At 63.8% G+C, this 13163-nt stretch carries 12 protein-coding genes; 5 read left to right on the top strand and 7 right to left on the bottom strand.

What is annotated here, in order from left to right; genetic code table 11:
• Together AC1D34_RS23860 and AC1D34_RS23855 are read left to right on the top strand one after the other, a co-directional pair.
• On the top strand, positions 1 to 219 hold a 219-nt coding region (locus AC1D34_RS23860), incomplete at its 5' end, for a hypothetical protein (protein ID WP_476825510.1).
• A 155-nt stretch (positions 220 to 374) separates the two neighbouring features.
• On the top strand, positions 375 to 863 hold the full coding sequence (locus tag AC1D34_RS23855; RefSeq protein WP_441493800.1) for a GNAT family N-acetyltransferase: 489 nt from the start codon (positions 375 to 377) through the stop codon (positions 861 to 863).
• A gap of 550 nt (positions 864 to 1413) precedes the next feature.
• Here the strand turns inward: AC1D34_RS23855 and AC1D34_RS23850 are convergent.
• Entirely contained in the window at positions 1414 to 1860 is a 447-nt protein-coding gene (locus AC1D34_RS23850; protein ID WP_441493799.1) for a universal stress protein, read from the bottom strand.
• 561 nt (positions 1861 to 2421) lie between these two features.
• On the opposite strand from AC1D34_RS23850, the gene AC1D34_RS23845 reads away from it, so the two are divergent.
• Genes AC1D34_RS23845 through AC1D34_RS23835 form a run of 3 tightly spaced genes read left to right on the top strand, consistent with a single transcriptional unit; the run spans position 2422 to position 5361 of the window.
• A complete protein-coding gene (locus AC1D34_RS23845) occupies positions 2422 to 3231 on the top strand; it encodes a DUF2092 domain-containing protein (RefSeq protein WP_441493798.1) in 810 nt (269 codons plus the stop codon).
• The gene (locus AC1D34_RS23840) at positions 3228 to 3527 is read left to right on the top strand and encodes a hypothetical protein (RefSeq protein WP_441493797.1); all 300 of its coding nucleotides are present in this window, start codon (positions 3228 to 3230) and stop codon (positions 3525 to 3527) included. The genes AC1D34_RS23845 and AC1D34_RS23840 overlap by 4 nt, the downstream gene beginning before the upstream one ends.
• A 58-nt stretch (positions 3528 to 3585) precedes the next feature.
• Positions 3586 to 5361, top strand: coding sequence for an MOSC domain-containing protein (locus AC1D34_RS23835; protein WP_441493796.1), 1776 nt, complete (start codon positions 3586 to 3588; stop codon positions 5359 to 5361).
• 211 nt (positions 5362 to 5572) lie between these two features.
• On the opposite strand, the gene AC1D34_RS23830 is transcribed toward AC1D34_RS23835, so the two are convergent.
• The 6 genes from AC1D34_RS23830 to AC1D34_RS23805 form a co-directional block, all read right to left on the bottom strand.
• Positions 5573 to 7612: an ATP-dependent metallopeptidase FtsH/Yme1/Tma family protein gene (locus AC1D34_RS23830; RefSeq protein ID WP_476825509.1), complete on the bottom strand. Its 2040-nt coding sequence runs from the start codon at positions 7610 to 7612 to the stop codon at positions 5573 to 5575.
• A 197-nt stretch (positions 7613 to 7809) separates the two neighbouring features.
• The gene (locus AC1D34_RS23825) at positions 7810 to 8682 is read right to left on the bottom strand and encodes a flagellar motor protein MotB (protein ID WP_441493794.1); all 873 of its coding nucleotides are present in this window, start codon (positions 8680 to 8682) and stop codon (positions 7810 to 7812) included.
• 22 nt (positions 8683 to 8704) lie between these two features.
• On the bottom strand, positions 8705 to 9769 hold the full coding sequence (gene motA / locus AC1D34_RS23820) for a flagellar motor stator protein MotA (RefSeq protein ID WP_441507177.1): 1065 nt from the start codon (positions 9767 to 9769) through the stop codon (positions 8705 to 8707).
• Positions 9770 to 10017: 248 nt separating this feature from the next.
• Positions 10018 to 10191 (bottom strand): hypothetical protein, encoded by a 174-nt coding sequence (locus tag AC1D34_RS23815; protein WP_476825508.1) that lies wholly within the window; start codon positions 10189 to 10191, stop codon positions 10018 to 10020.
• 216 nt (positions 10192 to 10407) lie between these two features.
• The gene (locus AC1D34_RS23810) at positions 10408 to 12087 is read right to left on the bottom strand and encodes an FMN-binding glutamate synthase family protein (protein WP_441507225.1); all 1680 of its coding nucleotides are present in this window, start codon (positions 12085 to 12087) and stop codon (positions 10408 to 10410) included.
• A gap of 554 nt (positions 12088 to 12641) precedes the next feature.
• The coding region (locus AC1D34_RS23805; RefSeq protein ID WP_476825507.1) for a methyltransferase at positions 12642 to 13163 on the bottom strand (522 nt) is incomplete at its 5' end.

Genomic DNA, 13163 nt, shown 5'->3' with positions numbered 1-13163 from the left:
CCTCCAGGGAACCGGTTGAGCGCGGCGGCTGGAGCATTTTTCACACGAACTGGCCCGGTTCCTCCATCACCAATCGGGCGCGCCGAGATCGCCATGGAAGGCTTCGGCAAACCCGTCGGACAGCTGGTGACGCCGGATATCTTCGGGCTCGATCGCAATCTGCCAATCACCAAGCCCAATGCCGCACGCGCGAAACAGCTCCTCGAAGAGACAGATTAACAACTCAACCTTCCCTAGAGGGCGTTAATACAAAAACACCAAAGGAGCCAAAAACAGGACGTAGTTCGTGATCATATTCTCTTGATTTCGATTTAGAAATTTGATAGCGAGCCGAAATTACTACGATTACTATCGACAGTGTAGGAAATTCGAATATGACAATCCCACCAAGTGATGCGGAGGTGACGTTTCGACGGGTCACGTCTGCAAATGTCTCTGAAATTTGTGAACTGAGCGAGACCCTGCCCGAAGAACAGAGGGATTTTGTCGCGGACAACGGGTCGTCGATTGCAGAAGGATTCTGTTCGGAATCGGCTTGGTTCCGTGGAGTTTATGCGGGTGATGTCTTGATCGGTTTCGTGATGGTGCACGAAGGATCGGATTGGGACGATGGGATCGACTGCCCTGGCCCTTACTTGTGGCGTTTCATGATCGCCAGGCCTTTTCAGAACCGCGGCTTTGGAAAGCAGGCAATCTCCAAGATCGCTGCGCGCCTCCGATCGCGGGGTATCAGAGAACTTTACACGAGCTTTGGCCTTGGGCCGGGCAGCCCGCAGGCATTCTATGAAAAGCTCGGCTTTTCTCCCACCGGCGGAATGTTCGACGAGGAGATCGAAGTCGTCCTTTCGCTCGTGGATCGGTGAACGGGCACCCCAGGACATCCTGACGGCGTCCTCCCCGCTGTTCTGGAACGTCCGCCGGGGCTGACGCCCTGCCCTGTCGATGGGGACGAGCGATCGCGCTCGGAGCCTGACAGCAAACCCGCCGGAGCGATCCGGCGGGCTTTTGCGTCACGTCCGCTTCGGCAGCCCGAGGCAGCCGTACACGGGCAGCGACCATAAACTCATGTGGCCATCCCACCAGTGTTGGCTCTTGGAAGGGGACAGTGTGAACCTCGGCCTGGCCGGAGGCGTTCCTGCAGGGCAGCAAACTCGATCTCGACCTCGAGGAATGCCGCGGCTGACATAGCCAGCGAAGCTTCCGCAACGAGATGCGGGCGTCATCGCAGGGGACGCTCCCTCCTCCGCGGGACGACGGTGCCGCGAGGACTGGCTCGGAGCCCCGCACCGGACAGATCGTGCCACGCGTCGCGTGCTCCACCCCCGCTGAGTTGGTCCCCCCTGAAGGATGTCTTGTGTCAGACAGGAGGACCGCCATGCCGAAGAAGCGTCACAAGCCGGAAGAGATCAGCGACTACCGGATCACCAGAACAGGGATTGTCGTCCTCGCCAGAACCTCTGATGTCTGGCTGCCGAGCAAGACCTTCTGCACACCACGCCGGCCATGAGAGGACATGACGATAAGATCACAGCCATTGAGCTTGGCCGATCGGACGATTGCCTCGGCAGGCGAATCATCAATTTCGTGCTCCAGATCCACCGTAACGCCGTGTTTGGACGCGTGTTGTTCGATGGACGCAAATCGTTCCTTCATCAGCGCATCAATCTGGTGGTCGTAGCCCCCGATGGGATCACCGACGCCGCTAAGTCGGGCTGCGCGTGCCATGTCCGGGCTCAGGGGCTCCGACACGGTCAGAACGGTGACTTTCGCCCCGAGCGGCTTGGCGAGGGCCAGGCCATGTTCAAGTCCCTTGCGAGCAAGTTCGGAGCCGTCTGTTGCGATGAGAATGTGTTTGTACATTTGTCTCTCCGTCAGCAATCGCAATCGCATTGGCATTCTGGATGACAGTGATCCGAAGACAAGCATACGCTGCCGAGCGTCGTGACGATCGCGCTGATGTGCCTAAGCAGATCCCGCAGGCCGCCAGCGGCCTCGGCCTGTGCGCGACGCCGGTTGCGCCAGGCCGGCCAACAGGCGTTGTGGTTCCAGACCTTACCGGGTGCGCACGCGATGGCGCAGCACGTCGCCGCGCGAACGGCCGACGTGGTCCGGCGAATGTCAGCTCCCCGCCCCTCTCGGTCGTTGTGCTCGCATGGCAGCCGCCCGGCAACTCGCGCCATTCAGGCCGATGCCATTTCGAATTCACGCGCGAGGAGCCCTGGAGCAACGGGCCTGACCTTCGAGCCGGAAGCTCGTCGGCGACAGCAGCCTGAACGCCGAGGAGACTGTCATCGGTCAAGCCCGGTRTTCATGGTGTTCGCGAAGGATTAAAGTGCCCCTGCGGGGCTGTTGATCCAATGGGACGAAGCAGGCCTGGTCTCCGCTGGTTCGCTCCCGAGGAAAGCCAGGGAGGATCACGCAATGAACCGAAGGATCCGTTTGCATCCGCGCGCCGCGCTTTTGAGGTCCGCGCTCGGCCTTCTCGCCGCGATGGCCGTGACAGGTGTTGCGGCGCCTGTCGCCTCGGCGGAGGACGACGCCCGGAGCATCGTGAAGGGGATGGCGGACTATCTCAGCCGCCAGGAGAACCTGTCCGTGAAGTTCGATGCCGACGTCGAGGTGGTGACGCCTGCCGTTGAGAAGATCCAGTTCAGCGCCTCGGGTGAGGTCACCATGAGCCGCCCGAACAAATTTCGCATCAGCCGGACCGGCGGCTATGCCGATGTCGAACTGATCTCAGACGGTTCAAACGTGACGGTCTTTGACCGCGGCGGCAACCGGTTCGCACAGGTTCCCGCCGTCGGTTCCTTCGACACCGTGGTCGACAAGCTCCGAAACGAAACCCTGCTCGAAATTCCAGGGGCGGACCTTCTTCTGTCGAAGCCCTACGACGCGCTGATGGCCGGGGTGCTGGAGGCCAAGCATCTCGGCCGCGGCATCGTCGGGGGCGTCGAATGCGAACATCTCGCCTTCCGCAATCTGGACACCGACTGGCAGCTCTGGGTCGAGGTCGGTGACCGGCCGCTGCCGTGCAAATACGTCATCACGAGCAAGGCCGTTGGTGCCGCGCCCCAGTACACGCTGCGGCTCAGGGATTGGAAGACCGGCGTCAGCCCGGCACCGGATGCGTTCGCTTTCAAGCCGCCGGAAGGCGCCAGCGGCGTTGCGATCACCTTGCTCAAGGACATTGACGAAATTCCAGCCGGCGTCGTTCCCGGAGGTCAGAAATGAACAAGTCAGCCTTGAAATTCATGTCCCGCGCCGCGCTCGCAGTGCTGGCCGGCGGCGCTGCCCTGCTCTGGAGCGCAGACATCTCCGCTCCATCGGCCGCGTTCACCAGTCAGGCGGAGGCGAGGGTCGGGCGACCGTTGACGCCGATGAGTTACGCCGGCGTGGCCCGCCGGACCACCCGCAGGAGCGCCGCCTACGGGGCCGCCGGAGCCGCGGCGGCTGGGGCCTATTATTACGCCCCAGGCTGCCAGCAGGTCGTGAACTCCTACGGCCAGATCGTCTACCAATGTCCGTAGTCGGCCTGCTCTCCGGAGGCGTATCGATCGCGGCTTCCACCAGGGCGGCGGCTTAGTGATGGCTCGCTTGCTTTCGGTCAATGTGGGCCTGCCACGCGACATTCCGTGGCAGGGCAAGACCGTCCACACCGCCGTTTGGAAAAGTCCGGTTCAGGGCCCGCGCGCGGTACGTCGGCTCAACATCGATGGGGATGGGCAAGGAGACCTTGCCGGGCACGGCGGCGAGCACCGGGCTGTTTTGGTCTACCAATTGGACTCCTATCGCTTTTGGCAAGCTGAGCTGGGCCGGGACGACTTCTCCTATGGACAGTTCGGAGAAAATTTCACGGTCGATGGCTTGCCGGATGGTGAGGTCTGCATTGGCGACCGTTACAGGATCGGCAGCGCCCTGTTCGAAGTGACGCAGCCGCGCGTCACTTGCTACCGGGTCGGTCTTCGCATGAACGAGCCGCAATTGGCCGCGCTGCTGGTGGCGCGTGGCAGGCCCGGTTTCTATCTGCGTGTTCTGGAGGAAGGCCAGGTCGAAGCGGGCGATGAGATCGTCCAGGTCGGAATCGGCGCCGAGCGGATCACCGTCGCCGAGATCGATGCGCTGCTCTATAGGCCCGGTCACCCCAGCAGCCTGATCGAGCGGGCGCTGCGCATCCCCGCACTGAGCGCAGGCTGGCGCGCATCCTTCCAGGCGCTGCTCGCGCAAGAGCAGAGCAGCAGCGCGACGACGGGAAATGCCGGGCTCGCTCCGGTGTCCGGGCCGCCGCCAGCATGGGCGGGTTTCCGCCCGCTGCGGGTGTCGCGCAAGATTCGCGAGAGCGGCGGCGTGATCTCTCTGGCGCTTGAGCCCGTAGATGAACAGCCCCTGACGGCTGCTCTTCCCGGTCAGTTTGTCGTGCTGCGCCTGAGGCCGGCCCCGGTCGCGCCGGCGCTGATGCGCAGCTACTCCTTGTCGGGCGAACCCAGCGACCGCAACTATCGCGTCAGCGTAAAGCGGGAACCGCACGGCGTGGCGGGCACCTATATCGACGAAGCGGTGCAGATTGGCGACGTGCTGGACGTGAGCGCGCCACGAGGCAACTTCACGCTTCGGTTGGACGATAGCCCCGTTGTCCTCCTGAGTGCGGGGGTGGGGGCGACTCCCGTCCTGTCGATGCTCCACGCATTGGCGGCCGAAGCATCGCCACGGGACGTCTGGTGGCTGCACGGGGCCCGCCGCGGCCGTGAGCACCCTTTTGCTCAGGAGACCCGAACCCTGCTCGAAGCCCTGGCCCACGGCCACCGCCACATACGCTACAGCGCGCCCGATCCCGAGGACCGGCCGGGCGTGGATTTCGATGCTTATGGACGTTTGGACATCGGGGTGCTTCGGGATCTGGACGTCCCGCGCAATGCCGACTTCTTTATCTGCGGGCCGTCGGCCTTCATGAGCAACCTGACCGCAGGCCTTGCAGCCTGGGGCATCGCTGAAGACCGTATCCATACTGAGCGGTTCGGCGCAGGTCCGTCGAATAACCCGGGAATCGTCGCCTCGCCGCAGCGGCCGCCGCACTTGCCGCCGCACCTGCCTCCTGGGCCTTCCGCTGCGGGGCCGATGGTTTCGTTCGCCCGGAGCGGCTTGAGCGTCCCTTGGGGGCCGGCGTTTCAGAGCCTTCTGGAGCTTGCCGAAGCCTGCGACATCCCCACGCGGTGGTCTTGCCGAACGGGGGTCTGCCACTCCTGTGAAACCGGGCTTGTGGCTGGGAAAGTGGCCTACCGGCCCGAGCCGATCGATCCACCAGCCGGCGTCAATGTGCTGATCTGCTGTTCCCAGCCTCTGGGCGATGTCGTCATCGATCTGTGACGGAACTGAGTATCCGCTTTCCGATCCTGGCCGGACGGCAAAGATTGGGTGTTCGCAACCAGGGCAACCGGCAGTCGGCAGTCGGCAGTCGGGACGAACGGGATTTCCCGGGCCGCGCGCAATCAGGGCGCGCGGCGCGACGACCATGCTGGATCATCTGTGATTGCATGCTTTGCCCCGAAAACCGCAATCCACTTTTCGGGCCGATGCTTCAGGCAGCCTGGCTTGTGCTCAAACTGGCCATCTCGATGGTGTCTTTGACGATCTGTCTGATCTCGTCGCCGGAGAGCGTGTCCTGCTCCCGGAAACGCGCGGAGAGTGCATCCAGGGCAGGCTCATGGGCGCGCAGCAGCGTGAGAGCCGCCGCGTAGCATTCGCGCAGCAGTTCTTCGACTTCGTCATCGACGCGCTGCTTTGAATTCTCCGAGATCGGTCGGGCCGAAAACGCGCTGCCGCCGTCGACACGGCTGGCCATCGTCGAGCCCATGCCAAAGCGGGTGATCATATCACGGGCTATCTTGGTCGCCTCGTGGATGTCCGCGGCAGCCCCGCTCGTGATGGCGTCATCGCCAAACTTGATTTCCTCGGCAGCCCGGCCCGCCATCGTGACGATCAGTTCGGCCTTCAGCTTCGACTTGCGGAGCAGCACACGGTCCTTCAGCGGCAGCATGGCGATATGCCCAAGCGAGCGTCCGCGGGGAGCCACGGTGCCTTTGTGGATCGGGTCGCATTCCGGCTGCAGGACGTTGGCCAATGCGTGCCCTGCTTCATGCACGATGATCGTTTCCATCTCGCCCGGATCGATCATCAGGCCGTGGCGCTGGTCGCCGCCGAGCAGTTTGGCGTCACGCGCGTCCTCGAAATCCGCCATCCTGACCTGATGGTCGCCGCGCTTGCCGGCACGCAATGCAGCCTCATTCACCAGGGTCGCCAGATCGGCTCCCGAGAAACCGGGTGTTCCGCGTGCGACCGTCGCGAAATCGACGTCTGCGGCGATCTCGACGTCGCGCGCCGAAACCAAAAGGATCCGCTCACGGGCCATCTGGTCGGGTGCCGGCACAGTGATGTGCAGATCAAAGCGCCCGGCCCTCACCAGCGCCGGGTCAAGGACATCAATGCGGTTGGTCGCGCCAATGATGACGATGCCCGCTGAGGACCCGAGCCCGTCAAGCTGGGTCAGYAGCTCGTTGAGCGTGTTGGCGGAATCGTTTTCCACCGAGCTCGAGCCATCGGAGCGCCGCTTTCCCACCGAGTCGATCTCGTCGATGAAGAGAATGCAGGGAGCGCGTTTGCGCAGCTGTTTGAAGATCGAGCGCACGCGTGCGGCGCCCACACCGGCAAACATCTCCTGGAAAGCAGAGCCGGAGACCGAAAGAAAGGGAACGCCAGCCTCGCCCGCCACCGCCTTGGCCAGCAGAGTCTTGCCGTTACCTGGATCACCTTCGAGCAGAACCCCGCTCCTTGCCCGAGCACCAACGGCTTCGAACTTCGACGGGTCCTTCAGATAAGCCACGATGTCCCGGAGAGCCTGCTTGCCCTCGTCAGCTCCCGCGACGTGATCGAACCGGGTGAACGATTTCGGGTCGCCAGGTTTGATGAACTCACCGATCTTCGACTTGCTGCGGACAGTGCGGAGCAACCAGACGGCCATTCCAACGATCAGGGCCAGCACCAGGACTTGCGCCACCAGCCCGAAAATCCCCAATGACAGGCTGAGCGCACTGACCTCGGGACTGCCGAATTCCACGTCCGTGCCGCTCTTTGCCAGGTCTATCGCCCAGGCCTGAGACACCGGCGTCCGAATGACGGCCGTGCGGCCATCCATCGTCGTCACCCGCGCCTGGCGATCATCGAGGAGCCGGACGCTCTTCAGCTGACCGGCCTCGGCGAGCTTCAGCGTCTCGGCAAACGAGATCTCGGCCGGTCGATATTCGGGGGCCGCCGATGCGAGCACCGGCGTGCCCAGCACGAGCGCGAGGGTGAGGACGCGGAGAAGATGAAGCATGTGAGCCCGGACTTTGAATCGACCCTGACGAGCGTCGCACGCCTCGGGAAAGAGTAAACAACTCGTTAATTTTATCCTTAAGATTGGGGCTCGGAGATGGCCGAGCCTCTCCCCGAGCTTCGGACAGTGCCTGAAGCGACGCGTCCGCGTCAGCGCAATGCCGCAAATGGACCAGGCGCCTGCGACTTCGGTGGGGGTCGGGCTGGCAGGTCGCTGGGCAGGCCTGGGCTGGCCCTTTGCCGGCATCCAGGGAGTTTACTTTCGGGCAGTCTGGCTGGCGCGCTCGGCAATAGGCAAAGGAGGCCCTTAGCTGACGTCCACAACGTCAGCCAAGGGCGTCTCGGTTATGTGCCAATCCACGTCGCAATTGTCAGCCTCTTACGTCGTGTCAGCGACTGAGCTCAATCTCAACCGGACTCTCAGGCGGCCGAGGCGCCTTGTCGTCAGCGAAAGACGTTCGGGGGCAGCGGCGGCTCCGCACTGAGCAGCGTGATCGTCACCCGTTGGTTCGGCGCGATGTAGGGATTGTCGGGGAAGACCGGCTCGGTGTCGGCGCGTCCCACCACGGAAGCGAAGCGGTCGTTGGGGAGCCCGGCACCCGACAGGATCCCGCGCACGGCGAGCGCGCGCCCGGCGGAGAGGCTCCAGGAATCGACGGCCCGCACCGAGCCCGGGCGCGCGGCGGCCGTGTGGCCCGTGACAGACAGTTGGTTGGGCAGCCCGCGCAGGGTGGGCGCGAGCGCCACCAGCACGCGACGGGTGCGCTCGTGGGGGTCGACCGAGCCCTCGGGGAACATGGACCGGCCGAGCTCGTCCGCGAGGGAAACGTTCAAGCCCTCCTTGGTCGGCTCGATCACGATGTTGCGCGACAGCTCGGCTATTTCGGGCATGTTCTGGAGCGCCTGCCGGAGGCTGGCTACGGCGCTGTGCTGGGCCTGCGCGCCGGCGGCCGGGCGGCTGACTTCGCGGTCGCTGGCGCGGCCCGAGCTGGTCCGGCGCGCTCCGTCCTCCTGCTCCGTGATGCCCCTCGCCGCGTCGCGGGGCGCCGACGACCTGTTGCCCGACTTGTCCAGGGCGGTACCCATCAGGACGCCGCCAGCGCCACTGGTGCTCGCACTCACAGCCCCCGGCGTGAAGTATTCCGCCAGGCCGATCTTCTGCTCCTGCGTCGTCATGCTGATCAGCCACATCAGCAGAAAGAACGCCATCATGGCGGTCACGAAGTCCGCATAGGCGATCTTCCAGGCCCCGCCATGGTGCGCATGAGCGGCCTTCTTGACCTTCTTGATGATAATCGGCTGGGCGGGCTTGGCCATCGAGTCCCTACTGGAGATTGGGTCAGATGTTGGCGGGCAGATCGGCGGTTGCCGCTTCCACTTCGCTGAAGGTCGGGCGGACGTCGCTCATCAGAGCCTTGCGAGCAAATTCTACCGCCATCACCGGCGGCTGGCCGCTGATATGGGCGAGGAGGCCCGCCTTGAGTGAAAGGTAGTACTTGGATTCCGCCTCGAAGATGCTCCTGAGCGACTGCGCCATGGGCCCGAAGAAGCCGTAGGCGACGAAGACGCCGAAGAAGGTGCCTACGAGCGCGCCGCCGATCAGATGTCCCAGCACCTCCGGCGGCTCGGTGATCGACCCCATCGTCTTGATCACGCCGAGAACGGCGGCGACGATGCCGAGCGCTGGTGTCCCGTCGGCGATCGACTGCATGGCCGCAACGATGCGCTCCTGCTCCTGGTGGTGCGTTTCCAGTTCCTCGTCCATGAGAGCGTCCATCTCGTGGACGTTGTCGGCACCCATCGTCAACATGCGCATGTAGTCGCAGACGAACTCGACCGCATGATGGTTCGCTGCAAAAGTCGGGAAGGCGTTGAACAGCGTCGACTCGCTCGGATCTTCAATGTGCTGCTCGACCGCGAGCAGGCCCTTCTGCTTCGCAAGCTTGTACAAGGAATACTGCATCGCCAGCAGTTCGACATAGGCTTCCGGCTTGTACTTGGAGCCCTTCATGAGCGTGCCGAACATGGCGGGCACGGCCTTGAGCACCGGCGCGGTGTTGCCGATGATGAAGGCACCGACCGCTGCACCGAGGATGATAACAAATTCGAACGGCTGCCAAAGGACGAGGAGTTTGCCGCCCATCGCCGCATAGCCGCCGAAGACGCAGACAAGGACGATGATTGTGCCGACGATCAGCCGCATAGATCTGCTTTCCTGCGCCGCAGCAGGTGCAGCCCGCGCTAACTCACTACTAGTCCAGCGAAATGACCGATCGAGGTTAAGGGCGAGTTTACAGCCATTCGCCCGCAGGTTTGTAAGCGTCGTGCTCCGGCTACGGCTTGAGGCTTGGGGCGGCAGGGTAGGCCCAGGGGAGAAAATCGGGGTGCAATGAGTCTCCGCCAATCCTGGTGATCGGCGTCCAATAGGGGACCGTTTCCCGGGATCATCTACGCTGCGCCGCTTTGCTGTGGCGCGGCGAGGCTGAGGATGACGCGCGTGGCCTCGACGAACGAGCCGGACTGGTCCAGCTCAGCCGCTTCCATTTCCGCGCCTCGTTCTCACTGGCGACCGGCATGACCCGCCTGAATGGCTGACGACGCTGAGGATGCGCTGCGCTTGCGAGTTGCTGGAACGGGCCGATTGGCCGGTGATCACCAGAGCGGGCGCGAAGAAAAGTCATGGGCCTCCGCGAAGACGGGCGGCTCCCGGCCGTGGAACCCGATCATCGTCTCGCTGAACAGCGAGGCCTCGTCCGGATGCCGGCCGAGATAGTCGAAGACCGGCACGCCCTGCGCCTTCTCGAACGCCGTCCTGCCGCTCTGCAAGGAATAGGCGATGTCGTCGAAGGCCCCCGCGAACCAGGGGCTGCCGGCGGTAAGGATGGTGGCCCGCGCCGAACCGGGCGCGCCCGTCTTCAGCGCCTCCCCCAGCGTCCGGACCGACCCCGCACGGAATGACCACCGGCCGGGTTCCGAGACGTCGCGTCTGGCAGCATTTGTCGCTGGTCATCCCCTGGTCGCACAAGCGGCACGTCGTGGCGATTATGCGACGCCCACCATCGCCCTCGCGGTCCGACGCGTTTGGAACGGACCATGTGGAATCTCCGGCGGAGCAAAACTGTCGGAACTGGCGCGATCCCAGCGGCTGTACCAATCGGCGAGCTCCGGAAACTCGTTTCCGCCCAGCAGGAATCCCTCCGGCAGATAGGGGAAGGCCTCGTTGCCATCGAGGAACTCGTTGTCCTTCTGTCTGAACATGAAGTGATAGGGCATGAAGTCGCTGGGATGGCTGAGGCCCGCCGCACCCGCGATTTCGCCGAGCGCGTGCATGGTGTTGCGATGAAAGCGCGCGACGCGGTCGCTTTTGTCGCCGACATCTATCGCGCTCTGGCGGCGCTGGTCCTGTGTCGCGATACCGACTGGGCAGCGATTGGTGTGGCAAGACTGGGCCTGGATGCAGCCGATTGCGAACATGAAGCCGCGCGCCGCGTTGCACCAGTCCGCCCCGAGCGCGAGCGTGCGGGCGATGTCGAAGGCTGACACGATCTTGCCAGCCGCCCCGATCCTGACCTGATCGCGGATGCCGGCGCCCCGCAGCGTGTTGTGGACGAAGGTCAGCCCTTCCAGCATCGGCATGCCGACGCGGTTGGCGAATTCGACGGGAGCGGCGCCAGTGCCACCCTCCGCGCCGTCCACGACAATGAAATCGGGTACGATGCCGGTGTTGAGCATGGCCTTGACCATACTCATGAATTCGCGGCGATGGCCGATGCAAAGCTTGAGGCCGACCGGCTTGCCGCCGGAAAGCTCGCGCAGTTCACCGACGAATTGCATCAGCCCCGTCGGGGTGGAAAAGGTGCTGTGGGCCACAGGCGATATGCAGTCTACGCCCATCGCAATGCCTCGCGCCTCGGCGATCTCGGGTGAGATCTTGGAAGCTGGCAGCATGCCGCCATGACCCGGTTTGGCGCCTTGGCTGAGTTTGATTTCGATCATCTTGATCTGCGGATCAGCAGCCAGTTCCGCAAAACGTTCGGGAGAGAAGCTGCCATCTTCGTTGCGGCAGCCGAAATAGCCCGACGCCACTTGGAAAATCAGGTCCCCGCCGCCTTGCCGATGATAGCGGCTGATGCTGCCTTCGCCGGTGTCATGTGCGAAGCCGCCCTTCCTCGCGCCAGTGTTGAGCGCCAGAATGGCGTTGGCAGAGAGCGAGCCGAAACTCATGGCCGAGATGTTGTAGATGCTGGCCTCGTAGGGATGCCTGCAGGCAGGTCCGCCGATCCGGACGCGAAAATCGGTGTCGACAATGGCCGTCGGCGCGGCCGAATGGGTCAACCACGCATAGCCGGAACCGTAGACGTTCTCAGAGGTGCCAAAAGGCAGCTTGTCCTCGTCGCCCTTGGCGCGCCGGTAGACCAGGGCGCGGTCCTGCCGGCTGAACGGAACTTCGTCATGGTCGCTTTCGATGATGTATTGCCGGATTTCCGGCCGGATGCTTTCCATCAGAAAGCGCAGATGCCCGATCACTGGATAGTTGCGCAGAATCGAATGCTTGTGCTGGCGCATATCATGAACGCCCAGAAGGACCAGCGCGCCCGCAATCACCGCCGGGACAAGCAGCCACCCGCTATAGGCGAGCCCCCCGGCAAGCGAGGCGGCAAGAGCGAGCATGGCAAGGACAAATACCGCATAGCGTTGATTCAGCAGAGCATTTTTTAGCATGATGTCCTGACGCAATGCGTGGTCGGTGTACGTTGAACGCGGGAAATTCGGGGTTTCCTGAAGAGACGGCGGCAAACGGCGCCGTCCTCTTCTTCGAGACCGAATCTGGACGATCTCATCCCGAATATAGCCCTCCTGATCGACCGCGCGCCACACAGCTTGGCTCTGCCACGCGGGCAGGATTCGGCAGGTCTGTGAAYAGCGTTCCGAGAGTTTCGCTGCGAAGCTCAAGAACACCCTCCGCCTGGTTCAGTTGGCGTAGAGTTTGACGAAGCGTACTGCGTGCCGACGGGCCGAGCGCGTGTTGGGATGCCGCGAGGCGTGACGATGCGCCACGGACGTCAGCTTCCTGGCAAGGCCCCAACGTCCGGACCTGGCGCAATTCTGATGCAGCGCCAAGCGCTACGGACGGACGAGGCTTTCCGTGCCGCGCTGCCGCGGTGGGGTGACACCGGCCGTAACCATCGGCTGTTTCTCGAAGCGCACCGTCTTCCGGACAGGCCGGACCGAAGCCATGACGATCAAAGGCGCTCACCAATCAAGCGCATCCCTGATTACGCCCCCTGCACCGCTTCGACGATGCTCACGTCGGAGCTGGTGGGGATCACCCGCGTCAGGCGGAAGCCGGCCTTGGCGAGGAGCTGGCGGTATTCCTCCTCCGTTCGCTCCTGGCCGCCGGGCAGCACCAGCATCACCATGTCGAGCACCTTGCCGGGATGGGGCGTGTCGCCGGCGGGCAGCACCATCTCCACCAGCAGCAGCCGTCCGTCGGGCTGCATGGCCTTGCGGACATGGCGCAGGATGGTGAGGCACTGCTCCTCGCTCCAGTCGTGGATGACGTGGGACAGCACATAAGCGTCGCCGCCGGCGGGAACCGTCTCGAAGAAGTTGCCTGGCTCGATCGCCACGCGCGCCTGCACGCCCCGTTCCGCCAGCAGGGCCGGCGCGTCGGCCACCACATGGGGCCGGTCGAACAGGATGCCGCGCGGCCCCTCGTGCCGCGCCAGGATCGCCGCGATCAGGTTGCCGGTGGCGCCGCCGACGTCGACGACGGTGCCGAAGGCCGAAAAGTCATA

It is taken from the genome of Allobosea sp. P1_A7, assembly GCF_056406775.1.
This window is presented reverse-complemented; position numbering and strand designations above follow the sequence as displayed.